General features: G+C 70.6%; 15 protein-coding genes and 1 pseudogene. 14 read left to right on the top strand and 2 right to left on the bottom strand.

Annotated elements, in window-relative coordinates:
- The first annotated feature begins 142 nt into the window (after window positions 1-142).
- Window positions 143-1042 carry a hypothetical protein gene (locus BMX93_RS12145; RefSeq protein ID WP_143052914.1) on the top strand — a complete coding sequence of 300 codons (900 nt, stop codon included), beginning with the start codon at window positions 143-145 and terminating at the stop codon, window positions 1040-1042.
- A 437-nt stretch (window positions 1043-1479) separates the two neighbouring features.
- Here BMX93_RS12145 and BMX93_RS12140 read toward each other — a convergent pair whose 3' ends face one another.
- On the bottom strand, window positions 1480-1905 hold the full coding sequence (locus BMX93_RS12140; RefSeq protein ID WP_025402416.1) for a hypothetical protein: 426 nt from the start codon (window positions 1903-1905) through the stop codon (window positions 1480-1482).
- The gene (locus BMX93_RS12135; protein ID WP_025402415.1) at window positions 1905-2126 is read right to left on the bottom strand and encodes an SHOCT domain-containing protein; all 222 of its coding nucleotides are present in this window, start codon (window positions 2124-2126) and stop codon (window positions 1905-1907) included. The genes BMX93_RS12140 and BMX93_RS12135 overlap by 1 nt, the downstream gene beginning before the upstream one ends.
- 512 nt (window positions 2127-2638) lie before the next feature.
- On the opposite strand from BMX93_RS12135, the gene BMX93_RS12125 reads away from it, so the two are divergent.
- The 13 genes and pseudogenes from BMX93_RS12125 (at window position 2639) to BMX93_RS12065 (ending at window position 15425) form a co-directional block, all read left to right on the top strand.
- A complete protein-coding gene (locus BMX93_RS12125) occupies window positions 2639-3607 on the top strand; it encodes a YncE family protein (RefSeq protein ID WP_091971431.1) in 969 nt (322 codons plus the stop codon).
- Window positions 3608-3689: 82 nt separating this feature from the next.
- Window positions 3690-4394 (top strand): response regulator transcription factor, encoded by a 705-nt coding sequence (locus BMX93_RS12120; RefSeq protein WP_091971430.1) that lies wholly within the window; start codon window positions 3690-3692, stop codon window positions 4392-4394.
- Entirely contained in the window at window positions 4391-5491 is a 1101-nt protein-coding gene (locus BMX93_RS12115) for a sensor histidine kinase (RefSeq protein WP_245725858.1), read from the top strand. The genes BMX93_RS12120 and BMX93_RS12115 overlap by 4 nt, the downstream gene beginning before the upstream one ends.
- 80 nt (window positions 5492-5571) lie before the next feature.
- On the top strand, window positions 5572-5811 hold the full coding sequence (locus BMX93_RS12110) for a hypothetical protein (protein WP_044657940.1): 240 nt from the start codon (window positions 5572-5574) through the stop codon (window positions 5809-5811).
- A gap of 158 nt (window positions 5812-5969) precedes the next feature.
- On the top strand, window positions 5970-7565 hold the full coding sequence (locus tag BMX93_RS12105; RefSeq protein ID WP_080898982.1) for a multicopper oxidase family protein: 1596 nt from the start codon (window positions 5970-5972) through the stop codon (window positions 7563-7565).
- 35 nt (window positions 7566-7600) lie between these two features.
- Complete coding sequence (locus BMX93_RS12100; RefSeq protein ID WP_025402406.1) at window positions 7601-8092, top strand: DUF3105 domain-containing protein; 492 nt, start codon at window positions 7601-7603, stop codon at window positions 8090-8092.
- Window positions 8093-8302: 210 nt separating this feature from the next.
- Window positions 8303-8644, top strand: coding sequence for a hypothetical protein (locus BMX93_RS12095; protein WP_025402405.1), 342 nt, complete (start codon window positions 8303-8305; stop codon window positions 8642-8644).
- A gap of 50 nt (window positions 8645-8694) precedes the next feature.
- The gene (locus BMX93_RS12090; protein WP_025402404.1) at window positions 8695-11193 is read left to right on the top strand and encodes a copper-transporting P-type ATPase; all 2499 of its coding nucleotides are present in this window, start codon (window positions 8695-8697) and stop codon (window positions 11191-11193) included.
- Between the two features lie 252 nt (window positions 11194-11445).
- Window positions 11446-12034, top strand: a pseudogene (locus BMX93_RS12085) (TlpA family protein disulfide reductase).
- Between the two features lie 108 nt (window positions 12035-12142).
- Window positions 12143-13393: an NRAMP family divalent metal transporter gene (locus tag BMX93_RS12080; RefSeq protein WP_091971428.1), complete on the top strand. Its 1251-nt coding sequence runs from the start codon at window positions 12143-12145 to the stop codon at window positions 13391-13393.
- A gap of 153 nt (window positions 13394-13546) precedes the next feature.
- A complete protein-coding gene (locus BMX93_RS12075) occupies window positions 13547-13855 on the top strand; it encodes a thioredoxin domain-containing protein (protein WP_025402402.1) in 309 nt (102 codons plus the stop codon).
- Entirely contained in the window at window positions 13852-14799 is a 948-nt protein-coding gene (locus tag BMX93_RS12070) for a cytochrome c biogenesis CcdA family protein (protein ID WP_224209229.1), read from the top strand. The genes BMX93_RS12075 and BMX93_RS12070 overlap by 4 nt, the downstream gene beginning before the upstream one ends.
- Window positions 14796-15425: a peroxiredoxin family protein gene (locus tag BMX93_RS12065; RefSeq protein ID WP_025402400.1), complete on the top strand. Its 630-nt coding sequence runs from the start codon at window positions 14796-14798 to the stop codon at window positions 15423-15425. Before BMX93_RS12070 ends, BMX93_RS12065 begins: the two co-directional genes overlap by 4 nt.
- Window positions 15426-15740 lie beyond the last annotated feature (315 nt).

The following is a 15740-nucleotide window of genomic DNA, read 5'->3' as shown; positions in this document are numbered from 1 at the left end:
GCTGTTCGTCATGATCTGACCAGTCTCCCTGCCCGGACCCCCGGGCAACAGGACGACTCACACAACCACCGGACCTACCAGACGGGGTCAGCCCACCCCTACTGTTGGCCTCCGGGGCAGCCACGAGCGTCGGGAGATGGCCATGGGTCTGTTTTCACGTCTGTTGGGCGGGCAGACAGGCGACCGCTTGAGCCGGGAGGAGATCCTCTTGGTGGCGCCCGAGGCCAGTGATGCCCGGGGCCCCGGGCTCAGCGTCATCAGCACCGACGAGGTCGCGAAGCTGCAGCAGGTGGTGGGCCCGACCACCTTCTGCCGGCCACATGCGCAACAGGTGGCACTTGCCCTCTTGCGGGACCATGACGGCTACCTCGAAGACGTGGGCACCCTTGAACACGTCGCTGCTGACGACCAACGTCCCGAAGCATTGGACGTCATCTACCAAGGGCACTGGATCGGCGCTTTGGCAGGGCATGCAACCGATCGGGTCAACCTGCCCATAGGAGCCCAGGTGGGGATCCCGGTGCAGCTGTGCGCCGCTCAGACGGCGAAGGGGCCTCGACTGGACGCGTGGGCCTGGCTCGGCGACGACGCCCCGCAGTGGGAGTACAGCGCCGAACACCGCCCTCCAGTCACAGCAAAGGAACGCTCCGGGGAGACCGCCTTCAGGGCCCGAACCATGGTTCGGGAGGCGTTGGTTGAGGGCGGTCAGCGAGGCGAAGACTTCGTGGCTGGCAGCGAGCACGGCATCCACTATCTCGAGACGGTCGGTCCGATCGAGCAGCTGAAGCGAGAGGGACAGCTCGAGGCAGCCTTGAAGCTCTGCTACATCGCCATTGAAGGAGCCGAGGGCGATGCCCGGTTCGGGGAGCCGGCACCGTGGTACACGATCCAAGCGGCGATCATCCACCGCAAGCTCAAACAACGTGAGGAGGAGATCGCTGTACTGCAGCGGTGGCTGGACCACTGCCCCGCCGAGGATCGTGAGGGCAGCGGGGTGCAGAAGCGGCTCGCGAAACTTCTTGGGCCGGGGCGCTCCTCGTGATCCGACCCCGGTCGAGATGCCGGCCGAGGGTCGAGTGCCTCCCTGGGCTGCTGTGATGCCGTGGGCTGGCGTCGGTGCATGTCAGCCCTGCCGTCACCGAGTGAGAGCTCGCGGCGCGTGGCCCCCGTAGGATCGCAGCAGGTGTTGGCCCAGCATGCCGGCGCGGGCCTCTATAGCCCTGAACGAGAAGGAGCGGCCGATGGACACGGACTTCGTCCCGACCGGAGACCGGCGACTGCGACAGGTCATGGCAGCTGTCGTGGCGGAGGGGGATGCGGCCGAGTACATGGGCCTTGAGGCCAAGAGCGACATCGACATCAGCAAGAAGGGAGTCGGTGTCGCGAAGGTGCCATGCCCGCGGCTGTTCTTCTTGTGGCCTGATGCCCTTGTGCATGTTGTGCCGGTGCTCTCGACAGGGGCGTTTGCCCAGGGAGAGGTCAATGGTGGTGCTGGCTGTGTTGGTCCTGGGTCATGGTCTGGGTCGTGGGGGCGGGGGTGGTGTTCTTGGGTGAGCTGATCGCGGGGCCGATCACGAAGGCTGACAGGGCGAACAGGGCGGTGAACACGACGACGCCGATGGCGGGGGCCTTCCAGGTGCGGTAGTGCCGTTGCAGGCGGTGCAGCATGGGGACGCTGAGCGCGAGGCCGACGACGAACAGGAGGCTGTTGCCGAACACCCCGGTGAGGAACGCGGCGCCGGCGATGATCCCGATGTGGTGCATCACGTGCGGGACCAGGCCGAGGAGGACGCCGACGGCGGAGCGGATGGCGGCCCAGGCGCGTGCCAGGACGGATCCCTTGGCGGGCTGCGCTCCTGCCGGTTGGGTGGCGGTCGGCGGTTCGATGAGGGCGGTGGCGGTCATCACTGCCTCTTGTCCAGGCCGGTGCGGATGCGCACCCACTGGTCCTCGTCGATCTCGCCGCGAGCGTAGCGCTGGTCGATGATGTCGACGGCCTGGGCGCTGGCGATGCCGGCGCGGGGCCGGTTGTCCTTGACGAGCCAGACGACCAGCGCGACGATCGCGAGCCAGAACAGGACCATGCCTGCCATCATCGGTAGTGCGTTCCATGCGTAGGTCATCATGATGAGTTTCCTTCCGTCGAAGTGCTTGTGTCTCCACTGTTGCGGGCTGGTGTGACGGAACCCGTGGCTGTTGTGTCAAGAAGCCATCAAGGTTGGGACGGGGGCTGGGCTGTGGGCCGGCGCGGCGGCTGGCGTGCGGTTTCTTCACCGTTCCTTGACGAATAGGTCAGGCGATCTCCGTGCCGGTCGAGCAGGGTTGCTGCAGGCAGCGTATGGTGCGCTGAGATTCCTGCCCTCCGCAGGGTTCCTGCCGCCCGGCAGGGACGACCGATGGGGGCGGGTGCACTGTTCCAGGAATGAGGGGATCGATGACTCGAGGCAAGAAGCTCGGACGCCGGCTCGCGGTGGCGGGGGTGGCCACAGCGGTGGTGGCGGTCGCGGCGGGGTGTTCCGCCTCGACCGGTGCGGGCGGAGGGACCTCGTCTGCGAGCAGCGCGGCTGGCCCGGCAAGCAGCCGTCCGAGCACCGGACCGGCGGGGACGGTGTGGGTCGCGAACGAGGACGGCAACTCCTTGACCGCGATCGACGCCGCCAGCAGCACGGTGGCCGCGACGGTCAACGGCGTCGCGATGCCCCACAACGTGCAGGCGACCCCGGACGGGTCGACGGTGCTGGCCGTCAGTGTCGGCTCGGGTGCCGTCGTCTCCTTGGACCCGGCCCGGTACTCGGTGCGGGCCACCGCGCAGACCGATGCGCACCCCGCGCACGTGATCGCCTCCCCCGACGGGCAGCGAGCCTACGTGACCAGCGGCGCGGCGAACGCGGTGGACGTGTACCAGCTGCCGTCGTTGAAGCGCGTCACGGCCGTGCGGGTGGGTGCTGGCCCCCACGGACTGCGGCCCTCCCCGGACGGCACGAAGGTGGTCGTCGCGGACGCGAAGGCCGACACGGTCGACGTGATCGACACACGCACATTGGCCTCGTCGAGGATCACGGTCGGCGCCAACCCGGTGCAGGTGGCTGTGTCCCCTGACAGCCGGTTCGCCTACGTGAGCCTGGGCACGCCGAAGAAGGTCGTGAAGGTGGACCTGGCCGCCCGGAAGGTGGTGGCCAGCGCCAGCGTTCCCGACGCGCCGGTCCAGGTGTACGTGTCGGCCGACGGCAAGCGCTTGCTGGCCGCTGACCAGGGCACTGAGCAGGAGCCGGGCCATGACGTGTCGGTGATCGACCCGCAGACGATGGCGGTGACTGCGACGATCCCGGTGGGTGCGGGTCCGCACGGGGTGGTGATCGATCCGTCAGGCACGCGCGCGTGGGTCACGAACACGTTCGCAGACACGGTGTCCGCGATCGACCTGACCAGCAACACGGTGGCCGCGACGATCCCGGTCGGCAAGGCGCCCAACGGCATCAGCTTCGGCACGACCCCACCCATCAAGGCCGGGTCGGTGGGCGTCGAGATCCCCACCTATCCGACCGGGGACATGGAGGGGATGGCCGGGATGAGCTCGAACCCCTCGCCGGCGGCGAGCCACACGTGACCACACCGACAGTCCGGTGCCGGTGGACAAGGCCCGGGGGCCTCGGCCCCGGGTTGGGCAAATCAGACGGGAGGAAAGCGACATGAGTGGCGGACCCACAGCACGTGTGGTGGTCGTGGACGACGAGCCGGTCCTGGCCGGGATGGTGAAGAACTACCTCGAGCGGGCCGGCATGGAGACCCGCACCTGCGGTGACGGGCTGCAGGCGGTGGAGCTGGTGCGCGAGTGGCGGCCCGACGTGGTGGTGCTCGACCTGGGCCTTCCCGGGTTGGACGGGGTGGAGGTGTGCCGGCAGGTGCGCACCTTCAGCGACTGCTACGTGGTGATGCTCACCGCCCGCGCCGACGAAGTCGACACTTTGGTGGGCCTGTCGGTGGGGGCGGACGACTACGTCACCAAGCCGTTCAGCCCGCGGGAGCTGGTGGCGCGCATCCAGGTGATGCTGCGCCGTCCCCGCGCCGCACGGGACCAGGCCATGCTCTCAGAGCGCCGTTTCGGTGACCTTCTGGTCCGGCCGGAGGCCCGGGAGGTGCTGGTGGCCGACGTTCCGGTGGAGCTCACGCGCACCGAGTTCGACCTGCTTGACGCGATCTCGGCGAACCCGGGCCGGGTGCTGTCACGCCGGCAGTTGACCGACGAGGTGTGGGGCAAGGACTGGCGCCGTGACGACCACCTGGTCGACGTGCACATCGCGCACCTGCGCAAGAAGCTGGGCGACGACCCGTCGGCGCCCCGGTTCGTGGTGACGGTACGGGGCGTGGGCTACCGGATGGGTTCGGGCCGGTGAGACGCGGCTCCTGGTCGCGGCGGCTGGTCCTGACCCAGTTCGCGGTGCTGCTCACCATGGCGTTCATGGTGGCCGGCACGGCGCTCGTGGTCGGCCCGATGCTGTTCGACAGGCACATGGTCGAGTCCCGGCACGACGAGCCGGTGGTGGTGGCGCACGCGGAGCAGGCCTTCCGCGCGGCCGGGCTCGTGTCGCTGGCTGTGGGCCTGGCCGGGGCGCTGGTGGTGGCAGCGTTCACCGCGTGGGTGTTGAACCGGAGCCTGGCGCGTGGCCTGGACGCGCTGGTGGAGGGCGCCGCCCGGGTGGCCGGCGGCGACTACGACCATCCGGTGCAGATGCCCCCGGCGACCGCCGAGCTGGAACGGGTCGCGGCCGAGTTCAACAACATGGCCGACCAGGTGGCGCACACCGAGGTCACCCGCCGCCGATTGCTGACCGACCTGGGCCACGAGCTGCGCACCCCGCTGGCCGCGACCCGAGTGACGTTGGAGGGCCTCGAGGACGGTGTAGTGGACTTCACCCCCGAGACCCTCGGCGTGCTCCAACGCCAAAACCAGCGGCTCGAGGCCGTGGCGGCCGACATCTCCGAGGTGTCGCGGGCCGAAGAGGGACGTATCCCACTCGACCTGCGCAGGGTCGCTGTCGACGACGTGGCCCGGGCGGCCACCACGGCCTTCCTGCTGCCCTGCCAGTCCGCCGGCGTGAGTTTGCAGGTGGATCTCGGCGCCGGCGACGCGGCGAGGGCCGACATCGACCCGGCCCGTATCGGGCAGGTGCTGGACAACCTGCTGCGCAACGCGTTGCAGCACACCAGTGCCGGCGACACCATCCGCGTCTCGAGCCGCGTCGACGACGGGCACGTCGATGTGACCGTCGCCGACACCGGTGTCGGTATCAGCGCCGAGGCGCTGCCCCACCTGTTCGAACGCTTCTACCGGGCGGCTGACTCGCGCACCCGCGACCAGGACGGCGGCACCGGCGTGGGCCTGGCCATCGCTCGCGCCATCGCCCGCGCCCACGGCGGCACCCTGGACGCCGCCAGTGACGGGCCCGGCGCCGGCGCCACCTTCCGGCTGCGACTGCCGCTGGTTTCTTGACGACCTCTTGACCACGGCCCCCGGCCACCGTCAACCTCGGCGCGCTGGACTGGAAACACCAACCACCACAGGAGGTTCCCATGTCCCACTCGTCCTCGCGTCACCTGCTGCTCATGGCAGCACCCGCGCTGGTCACCTGGATCGTGCTGGTCGCCTTCGGCGCCAGCCCGCTGCTGGCCGTCGCCTACGCGCTGCTGCTCGCCTGCCCCGTGCACATGCTGATGATGGTGCTCATGCCCTCGCACCAGCACCAGCCCGCCGCCGTCCCCGCCGACGCCCGGCACGCCGGGCACGGCACCGGCCGCCGCTCCTGCCACTGACCTCCACCCCCTGCCCGCCCGCCGGGCAGGGACCATCCCGGCGCTGCGCCCCGGACCGCCCCGGTCCGGGGCGCAGCCATGCCCGGCCGGCACACCTTGAGCAGATCTTCACCAACACGGGGGCCATGTCTTGACAACGGCACGCCACCATCGAAGACATGAACACCATGTCACGCCGTCAGGTCCTGCTCGCCGGTCTCGGGGTCGCCTCCACGGGCGCCCTGAGCGCCTGCGGACTCAAGACCGGCTCCTCCGCCTCCGCCAGCGGCTCTACCTCGCCCCTGGCACTGCCCACCCAGAGCCCGCTGAGCCCCAGCAGTGGCGCCCACACCGTCACCAAGACCCTCACCCCCCGCCAGCTCACCCTCGACCTGGGCGGCGTCAAGGCCACCACCTGGGCCTACCACGACGAGCTCGACACCCCGGTGCTGCGCGCCACCGCCGGCGACCTGCTGCGGATCCGCGTCGACAACAAGCTGCCCGCCTCCACCTCGGTGCACTGGCACGGCATCGCCCTGCGCAACGCCAGCGACGGGGTGCCCGGCGTCACCCAGCAACCGATCGATCCCGGCACCCGGTTCACCTACGAGTTCGTGGCCCCCGACCCGGGCACCTACTTCTTCCACCCGCACAGCGGCGTGCAGATCGACCGCGGCCTCCACGCCCCTCTCATCATCGACGACCCCCGCGAACCGGGCGACTACGACCGCGAGTGGATCATCACCCTGGACGACTGGACCGACGGCATCGGCAAGAGCCCCGACGACATCCTCGCCGCGTTCAAGAAGCAGAACGGGCCCGTCTCCACCGGCATGGGCAGCATGGGCGGCATGCATGGTTCCAGCATGCCGAGCTCCGGCGGCATGGGCGGCATGGGTGGGATGGACGGCTCCAGCAGCATGCCCAGCGCCAGTTCCAGCGGCATGGGCAGCATGGCCGGTTCCAGTGGCATGGCCAGTTCCCCGCTGGGGGATGCCGGAGACGTCACCTACCCGCACTACGTCCTCAACGGCCGTGTCCCCGCCGCACCGCGGACGTTGACCGGCAAGCCCGGGGACAAGGTCCGGCTGCGGATCATCAACGCCGGCTCCGACACGATCTTCAAGATCGCACTGTCCGGCCACGTCCTGACCGTCACCCACGCCGACGGCTACCCCGTCACGCCCACGAAGGCCACCAGCGTGTACCTGGCGATGGGCGAACGCCTCGACGCCACCGTCACCCTCGGTGACGGCGTGTTCGTGCTGGCCGCCGCCCCGGAGGGCAAGAAGGGCACCCCGGCCCGCGCCATCGTGCGCACCGGCTCGGGCAGCGTCCCCGCCCCCACCGCGACCATCGCGGAGCTGTCCAGCACGGCGCTGCTGGCCACCCAGCTGGCGCCCGCCCCGTCCGAGAAGCTGCCCGACCGCAACCCCGACCAGACCCTCGAGGTACAGCTGAACGGGCAGATGGACCCCTACGGCTGGGGTTTGAACGGCAAGAAGTTCGGCGAGGACACCCCGCTGCGCGCCACCCGGGGACAGCGGGTGCGCCTGACCATGACGAACATGACGATGATGGCCCACCCGATGCACATCCACGGCCACACCTGGGCCTTGCCGGGCAGCAACGGGCTGCGCAAGGACACCGTCCTGATCCCCCCGATGCAGACGATCCAGGCAGACCTGCAGGCCGACAACCCGGGCACCTGGATGCTGCACTGCCACAACATCTACCACGCAGAGGTCGGGATGATGACCAGCCTGCGCTACTGACCCCATCCGGCCACACCACCGACAGAAACCCCGCCATGGACACCACCCCCGGCACCGTCCACCCACCACAGCACGCCAGCGCCCGCCTCCAGTGGGCCGAGAACTGGGCACGCAAGCAGCAGGCCCGCCGCTACGCCCACCGACTGCTGGGCGCCACCGGCACCCTGGCAGGAGCCACCACCCTCGCCATGGTCACCTGGGCCACCAGCCAGGCCGGGCCCGCCGCCGCACTGGCCCGGCCGCCCACCACGGGCTGGGCAAGCGCCCGCCCGACGGCCGCCACCGCCCCCGGGCACAGCCACGCCGAGCCCCACCACGCCGGCCACCATGGCGCCACCGCAGCCTGCAGCATCATCGACCACCCGACACGCGACGAGCAGGCTACGCACAGCCTCGCCCACGGCACCGTCTGGCTGCGCTACCAACCCGCCCTGGACGCCGAACAGGCCGCGACCCTGCACGTGGTGCCCACCAGCCGCCCCGCCGGGGCGCTGCGCCCACCCGCGCACCCGCCCACCGCCGCCTGAACCGGCCGAACCCGACCGTGGCGCGGCCCCACCCGGGGCCGCGCCACCGCCATGCCCCCGCGTGCCTCGCCGCCGTGCCGCCCGGGCACGGCTTGGCCGAATCTTGACCAACATGTGGGGAAGCTTGACCAAAGCAAGGGTCGTGTCTTGAGCGAGGACCGGCAGTGTTGTGGGTGAGGGCAGCACAGCCCCAGGCACACAGGAGAAGCCATGTACACCAGCCCCGACCAGACCCCCCGTTCCTTCGCCACCACGCCGCGTGAACCCCTCACCGGACCCGTGCTGGACCAAGACCCCGCCGCAGTGGGAGGACAGCCGCTCCAGCCGCACGGCGGCCACCAGCACGGCGCCGCCCACCAGCACGGCAAGGGCCACCACCTGATGCACCTGCTCATGTGCGCACCGATGCTGCTCGTCGTGGGCGCCTACCTGTGGGCGGGCCGTTCCAGCATCGGGGCAGGAGGGGCGCTGGCCGCCCTGGTGCCGGCCATCGGCTGCATGGTCATGATGGGGCTGATGATGCGCATGATGGACCACGGCTCCCGTCACTGACCACCACCCCGCGGCCTACCCGCCCGCGACACCCGCATCGAGGAGCAACCATGAACCACTCGGCCACCACCGCAGCCATCCACGACCAGACCATCGCCACCCACTACACGTGCCCCATGCACCCGGAGGTCACCAGCGACCAGCCCGGACGCTGCCCGAAGTGCGGCATGTTCCTCGAGGCCGCCGCGGCCCAGGACGCCGCCGCCCCGCCCCTGCAGCTGGTGGCCGAGCCGCAGGACACCGGCACGTGGACCTGCCCGATGCACCCCGAGGTCACCAGCGACCACCCCGGACGCTGCCCCAAGTGCGGCATGTTCCTCCAACCCGCCGACGGCGGGGACGCGCCGGCCGCCCAGCAGCACGATCACCAGCACGCTTCCGGCCACCAGCACGCTTCCGGTGAGCAGGTGGGGACAGTGGCGCACGACGGGACCCGTGCGGGGAGCTGGACCTGCCCGATGCACCCGGAGATCCGCCGTGACGGGCCCGGCGACTGCCCGATCTGCGGGATGGCGCTCGAACCGGTCTCCGCCGGGCTGGACGACGGCCCGAACCCTGAGCTGGTCGACATGCGGCGCCGGTTCCGGCTCGCGGCGGTGCTGACCGTGCCGCTGGTGGTCCTCACCATGGGCCCGCAGCTGGTGCCGGCGATGCGCGGGCTGCTGCCCGCCACCGTCGCCCCGTGGGTGGAGCTGGTGCTGTCCGTGCCGGTGGTGTGGTGGGCGGGCTGGCCGTTCTTCGTGCGCGGCGCCAAGTCGGTGGCCAGCCGCCACCTGAACATGTTCACCCTGGTGTCGCTGGGTGTCGGCGCGTCCTGGCTGTACAGCCTGGTCGCGGTCCTGGCGCCGGGGCTGTTCCCGGCGAGCATGCGCGGCGCTGACGGGCGGATCGGCACCTACTTCGAGGCGGCCGCGGTCATCGTCACCCTCGTGCTGCTCGGCCAGGTCCTCGAGCTGCGGGCCCGTGACCAGACCTCCGGGGCGATCCGCGCGCTGCTGGACCTCTCACCGGCCACCGCCCACCGCATCGAGGCCGACGGCACCGAGACCGACGTGCCGGCCGCCGACCTGCAGCTGGGCGACCGGTGCCGGGTGCGTCCCGGCGAGAAGGTGCCCGCCGACGGCACCGTCGTCGACGGGCACGCCTACGTGGACGAGTCCATGATCACCGGCGAGCCTGTCCCCGTCGACAAGAACACCGGTGACCGCGTCATCGGCGGCACCATCGCCAACGGCGGCAGCATGGTCGTGGAGGCCACCGGCCTGGGCGCCGACTCCACCCTGGCCCGCATCGTCGACCTGGTCTCCCAGGCGCAGCGGTCCCGCGCACCCATCCAGGGTCTGGTCGACAGGATCTCGGCCGTGTTCGTGCCGGTCGTCATCGTCATCGCGCTGGCCGCCTTCGGGATCTGGTTCGCGGTCGGGCCGCAGCCGCGGCTGCCGTTCGCGATCGTCGCCGCCGTCAGCGTCCTGATCATCGCCTGCCCCTGCGCGCTGGGCCTGGCCACCCCCATGTCGATCATGGTCGGTGTCGGCCGCGGCGCCGGCGAGGGCGTGCTGGTCAAGAACGCCGAGGCGCTGGAGCGGCTGCAGAAGATCGACACCCTGGTGGTCGACAAGACCGGCACCCTCACCCAGGGCCGGCCCAGCCTGGTCGACCAGCAGGCGGTCGACGGCCACGACCCCGCGACGGTCCTCGCGCTGGCCGCCGCCGTCGAGGCCGGCTCCGAGCACCCGCTGGCGCGGGCCGTGGTCGACGCCGCCCGCGAGGCGGGCCGGCCGGTGGCTGCGGCCGTCGACTTCGCCGCCTTCCCCGGCGGCGGGGTCAGCGCCACCGTGGACGGCCACCACGTGGTCGTCGGAAGCCCCGCCTTCCTCGACACCCAGGCCATCGACACCCACGCCCTGGCCCCCGTGGTGGAGGCCTACCGCCGCCGCGGCGCCACCGCCATCGTCGTGGCCGTCGACGACCGGCCCGCCAGCGTGCTGGCCATCGCCGACCCCCTCAAGCCGACCACCGCCGGCGCGATCGAGGACCTGCGACGCCGCGGCATGAGGGTCGTCATGCTCACCGGCGACAACGCCACCACCGCACGGGCCATCGCCGACGAGCTGCACATCGACGAGGTGATCGCCGACGTGCTGCCCGACCAGAAACACGGTCACGTGCAGGCGCTGCAGGCCCAGGGCCACAAGGTCGCCATGGCCGGTGACGGCGTCAACGACGCGCCCGCCCTTGCCGCGGCCGACGTGGGCGTGGCCATGGGAACCGGCACCGACGTGGCCATCGAGAGCTCCGACGTGACCCTGCTCGGCGGCGACCTGGCCGCCCTGGTCAAGGCCCGCGACCTGTCGGTCGACACGATGCGCAACATCCGCCAGAACCTGGTGTTCGCGTTCATCTACAACGTGGTCGGCATCCCGCTGGCCGCCGGGGTGCTGTACCCCGCCTTCGGATGGCTCCTGTCGCCCATCATCGCGGCAGCAGCCATGGCCCTCAGCTCGGTCAGCGTGATCACCAACTCGCTGCGCTTGCGTCATCACCGCTGACCGACCCCCAGGCTGGGGCCCCCGTCCACCGGGCGGGGGCCCCAGCTGTGCGTCCAGCCAAACGAAGACTTGAGCGAACCTTGACCGTCACGGCAGTCCCGCCACAACCTGCGCCGGCCACAGTGGGGCCATGAGCACCTTGCACCACGCCCCCGCCCCGGGCCCATCGGGCATGGCGCCGGCCGGATGCGGACGGCGGAACGACCTCCACGCCGGGTTCGGCCAGTGCGTCCCCACCACGGGGACGACGCGATGAGCGGCCTGACGCGCCGTGCGCTGTTCGGCCGCGCGTCGCTCGCCCTGTCCGGGGCCGGGGCGGCGGCCGCGCTCGCGGGCTGCTCCTCCAGCACCGGTGTGAGGGCCGAGGACGGTTTCGCCGCCGGGGACGGCACCGTCACCCTCGTCGACCCCGCCCAGCGCACGCCGCTGCCCAGCCTGTCGGGCACCACCCTGGACGGCAACCCGCTCGACCTGTCCCAGTACAAAGGAAAGGTCATCGTGCTCAACGTGTGGGGCTCCTGGTGCCCGCCGTGCCGGCACGAGGCCCCGCAACTGGTCGCGGCGTCAGCGAAGACCACGGGAGTGGCGCAGTTCGTCGGTATCGACACCCGCGACACCAACAAGGCCGCCGCGCAGGCGTTCGTCCGCAACGCGAGGATCGGCTACCCGAGCCTGTACGACCCCGACGGTGCGCTGCTGCTGCGGCTGCGGTCCGTGCCGCCGAAGGCGATCCCCAGCACCCTGGTCGTCGACCGGCAGGGACGCCGCCGCGCGGGTGCTCGGGGAGGTGCGTGCCACCACGTTGGTGGCCATGGTCCACGATGTCGCGGCGGGCAGGTGACGCCGCTCGACGTCCAGGCAGCGCTCTTGGCAGCCCAGTACGGGACGCCCATCTGAGGACGGGGCGCCATTGCTTGCTATTTAGGTAAGGCTTACCTAACTTGTTCTCATGAGCGCTGCTGCCCTGCCTTCCGCCCGGGTCCGCTCACGGGGGCGCCTGTCCGCGCTGTGGGGGCCGGGCCTGATCGTCATGCCCGCCGACACCGATGCTGGATGCCTGATCACCGCGGCCCAGTCCGGCGCGCAGTGGGGGTACGCGATGGTGCTGCCCCAGATCGCCCTGATCCCCATCCTGTTCATGGTCCAGGAGATCACCGTCCGACTTGGTGTGGTCACCGGCAAAGGGCACGGCACCCTCATCCGTGAGCACTTCGGCACGGGATGGGCATGGTTCTCCGGCGCCACCTTGTTCATCTCGGCGATCGGCGCCCTGCTGACGGAGTTCGTCGGCGTGGCCGGCGTGGGTGAACTGTTCGGCATCCCCCGCACCGTCACGATTCCCGTGGCGACCGCTGCACTGGTGGGAGTCTGTTTCACGCGAGGGTACGCGCGGGTGGAGCGGATCGGGATCGTCGTCGGGCTGGGGGAGCTGGCCTTCATCCCGGCGATGCTGCTGGCCCACCCGCGCTGGTCGGACCTGTCCCACGGCCTGCGCCAGTTCCCGGTGCACCATGCGTCCTACCTGTTCCTGCTGGCCGCCAACATCGGTGCCGTGGTGATGCCGTGGATGATCTTCTACCAGCAGAGCGCGATCGTGGACAAGGGCCTGCGGCGCGACCAGCTGGCGGATGAGCGTCGGGACACCGCTGTCGGGTCCGTGTTGACCCAGGTGATCATGATCGTCGTGGTGGTCGCCTTCGCTGCCACCGTGTTCACCACGCGGCGAGGCGCCCCGCTCAACAGCGTGGCGGACCTCGCGCATGGCCTGGCGCCGGCGACGGGTACCGGTGTCGCCGATGTGCTGGTGGGGGTTGCGGTGCTGGGCGGCGCGCTCGTGGCTGCACTCGTGGTGTCCCTGGCCGGGTCGTGGGGGCTGGCCGAGGTGCTGCGGTGGCGGCACAGCCTCAACGAATCCCTCAACCGGGGCAACTGGAAGTTCTACGCCGTCTACATCCTCGCCCACGTGGTCGGGGCTGTGCTGGTGCTCGCCAGCGTCGACCTCGTCAGTCTTGCGGTGGACGTCGAGGTGATGAACGCGCTGCTGCTGCCCGTCACGCTGACCTTCCTGCTGCTGCTCGAGGCGAAGGCGCTGCCCGCAGAACACCGCATGCACGGCCCCTATCGCTGGGTGTGCACTGGGCTTTCCGTCGTCGTGATCGGTTTCGGGCTGTACATGATCCCCCAGGCACTGGGCTGGTGAGCCGCCGAACGCGCGGCTCGTCCCCCTCGACCGGTCCACTGCGCTGGCGCTGACGACACCACGTGGTGGAGCACCGGATGGCCGGCGTGGGATTGAGCAAACCTTGACCGTCGCGGCAGGGCCGCCGCAACATGCGGCGACGAGTGTGGAGCCGTGAAAACGTTGTTGAACGCGCCGGGCACGACCGGCGCCCCCACCCCGGCCCCGTTGGACGTGACGCTGGTCAGCGCACCGGGCTGCCACCTGTGCGAGGACGCCCGCGGCGAGTTGGGCCGCCGCGCCACCGCCGGGCAGGTCGCGGTGCGCGAGGTCGACGCGGAGTCCGACGAGGGCCTCGACCTGGTCACCCGCCACCGCCCGGCCCTCTTCCCGCTGGTCTTGGTCGATGGCGAGTTCTTCAGCGCCGGCAGGCTGCCGCGCCGCAAGCTCGACAAGCTCACCAGTAGCGCCGGGCGGCGATGATGGGAACCGACCTGCTCGCCACCGGCAGCATCCTGGCCGCCTTCTTCGCCGGCATGGTCGCACTGTTCGCGCCCTGCTGCATCGTGTTCCTCGCGCCCTCCTACCTCGCCGCGGCAGTCAAGAACAACCGCTGGCGGCTGCTGCCGCTGACCTTCGTGTTCGCTGCCGGGCTCGCCGTCGTGCTGGTGCCGATCACCCTGGGCGTCAGCCTCATCTCCGGCGCCATCGCCAAGTACCACCAGCCGCTCTACTGGGCCGGTGGGCTGCTGATGATCGGCCTCGGCGTCCTGGCCCTGTCCGGGCGGATGTGGTCGATGCCGTCCATGCTGCGCGCCCCAGCCACCGGCCGCGGCGACTCGGCCACCTTCTTCAGCCTCGGCGTGTTCTCCGGCATCGCCTCCAGCTGCTGCGCCCCCGTCCTGGCCGGAGTCATGACCCTCTCGGCCCTGTCCAGCAATCCTGTCGGTGGGCTGATGCTGGGGCTGGCGTTCGTGTTCGGCATGGTCATCCCGCTGTTCGTGATGGCGCTGGTGTGGGACGCCGCGAACCTCAGCCAGCGCCGCTGGGGCAAGGCGCATCCCCTCCACCTGCGCATGGCCGGACGCGACATCCACACCACCAGCATCAACCTCCTCGTCGCCGTCGCCTTCTGGGTGATGGGCATCTGGGTCATCGTCCTCGCCCAGGCAAGGACAATGACCGGCCCCGGCAACTGGTTCCAGCGTGCCGCCGGCGCCTGGGTCAGCGACACCGCCCGCCGGATCCTCACCGTGCTCGCACCCATCCCCGACCCGGTCCTCGGCCTGGCGCTGCTCGCCGTCGCCGCCGCGTTCGTCTGGTTCACGCTGCGCGAGCGGCGCCACGACACGCACACCCCCACCGGTTCCGCGGACCACGCCCACTGCCACGACCAGCACCACACCAACGTCAGGACACCCGCATGAGCACCACGCGCAACCCCCGCACCAGCAGCCGCCGCGAACAGCTGCACCAGCAACAACACGCCGATGCGCTGGCCCAGGCCAAACGGCGCCGCACCCGCCGGCTGCTCGGAGCACTCGCCGCCGTGATCGCGGTCGTCATCATCGGCCTCGGCCTGTGGAGCGCGCGACCGAAGAACGGCGCAACCAGCGGCACCGCACCCCAGTTCAGCCTGACCACCACCGCCGGAACCACGGTGTCCCTGTCCGACTACAGGGGCAGGCCCGTACTGCTGTACTTCAACGAGGGAGCAGGCTGCGGAGCCTGCACCCAGCAGATGGCCACGATCGAGAAGGACCCGGCCTTCCAGAAGTCCGGCATCACCGTGTTACCCATCGTCATGAACACCAAGGCCCAGATCCAGCCCGACCTCGACACCTACGGCGTCAAGACCCCCTACCTGCTCGACGACGGCACCGTCTCCAAGGCCTACGACACCTTGGGCAAAGGCATGCACGCCGACCTGCCCGGCCACGGCTTCGTCCTCATCGACAAGTCGGGCAACAAGGTCTGGCAGGGCGACTACCCCTCCATGTGGATCGACCCCCACGACCTCCTGACCACCGCCAAGAGCCACCTCAGCAACTGATCGCCCAACCAGACCATCCGACCGCGGGGCCGGCGTGCACGCTCTACCCGGCCCCGCCGGTCACACGCCTGGACACCGCGGTTCGGGTCTGGGGAGACGGCCGTGGTGGTTGGCCATCCTGCGTCATGCGCCGTCCCCGCACTGGGCCTCTTTCGGTCATTTCCCGACGATGCCCGACAGTGAGCGCGCGAGCCCTCAACGCTGTGACGCCACTGTCGGACTGGGCCGCCCCCTTCATTCGGTCCGGTCGCTGTGCGAGTCGTCGGTTTCCGATTGATGGGTGCATTGCCGAGCGTAGTCGACGGGTGCGAGGTA

It is taken from the genome of Propionibacterium cyclohexanicum (genome assembly GCF_900111365.1).
GTDB lineage: Bacteria > Actinomycetota > Actinomycetes > Propionibacteriales > Propionibacteriaceae > Propionibacterium > Propionibacterium cyclohexanicum.
The sequence above is the reverse complement of the archived record's forward strand: the minus strand, read 5'-3'. Positions and strand labels throughout refer to the sequence as shown.

Coding starts and splice junctions, on each gene's coding strand:
- BMX93_RS12080 (WP_091971428.1), top strand. CDS start 12,143: ATGAGCGCTGCTGCCCTGCCTTCCGCCCGGGTCCGCTCACGGGGGCGC.
- BMX93_RS12095 (WP_025402405.1), top strand. CDS start 8,303: ATGTACACCAGCCCCGACCAGACCCCCCGTTCCTTCGCCACCACGCCG.
- BMX93_RS12110 (WP_044657940.1), top strand. CDS start 5,572: ATGTCCCACTCGTCCTCGCGTCACCTGCTGCTCATGGCAGCACCCGCG.
- BMX93_RS12140 (WP_025402416.1), bottom strand. CDS start 1,905: ATGACCGCCACCGCCCTCATCGAACCGCCGACCGCCACCCAACCGGCA.
- BMX93_RS12120 (WP_091971430.1), top strand. CDS start 3,690: ATGAGTGGCGGACCCACAGCACGTGTGGTGGTCGTGGACGACGAGCCG.
- BMX93_RS12070 (WP_224209229.1), top strand. CDS start 13,852: ATGATGGGAACCGACCTGCTCGCCACCGGCAGCATCCTGGCCGCCTTC.
- BMX93_RS12100 (WP_025402406.1), top strand. CDS start 7,601: ATGGACACCACCCCCGGCACCGTCCACCCACCACAGCACGCCAGCGCC.
- BMX93_RS12145 (WP_143052914.1), top strand. CDS start 143: ATGGGTCTGTTTTCACGTCTGTTGGGCGGGCAGACAGGCGACCGCTTG.
- BMX93_RS12135 (WP_025402415.1), bottom strand. CDS start 2,126: ATGATGACCTACGCATGGAACGCACTACCGATGATGGCAGGCATGGTC.
- BMX93_RS12105 (WP_080898982.1), top strand. CDS start 5,970: ATGAACACCATGTCACGCCGTCAGGTCCTGCTCGCCGGTCTCGGGGTC.
- BMX93_RS12065 (WP_025402400.1), top strand. CDS start 14,796: ATGAGCACCACGCGCAACCCCCGCACCAGCAGCCGCCGCGAACAGCTG.
- BMX93_RS12090 (WP_025402404.1), top strand. CDS start 8,695: ATGAACCACTCGGCCACCACCGCAGCCATCCACGACCAGACCATCGCC.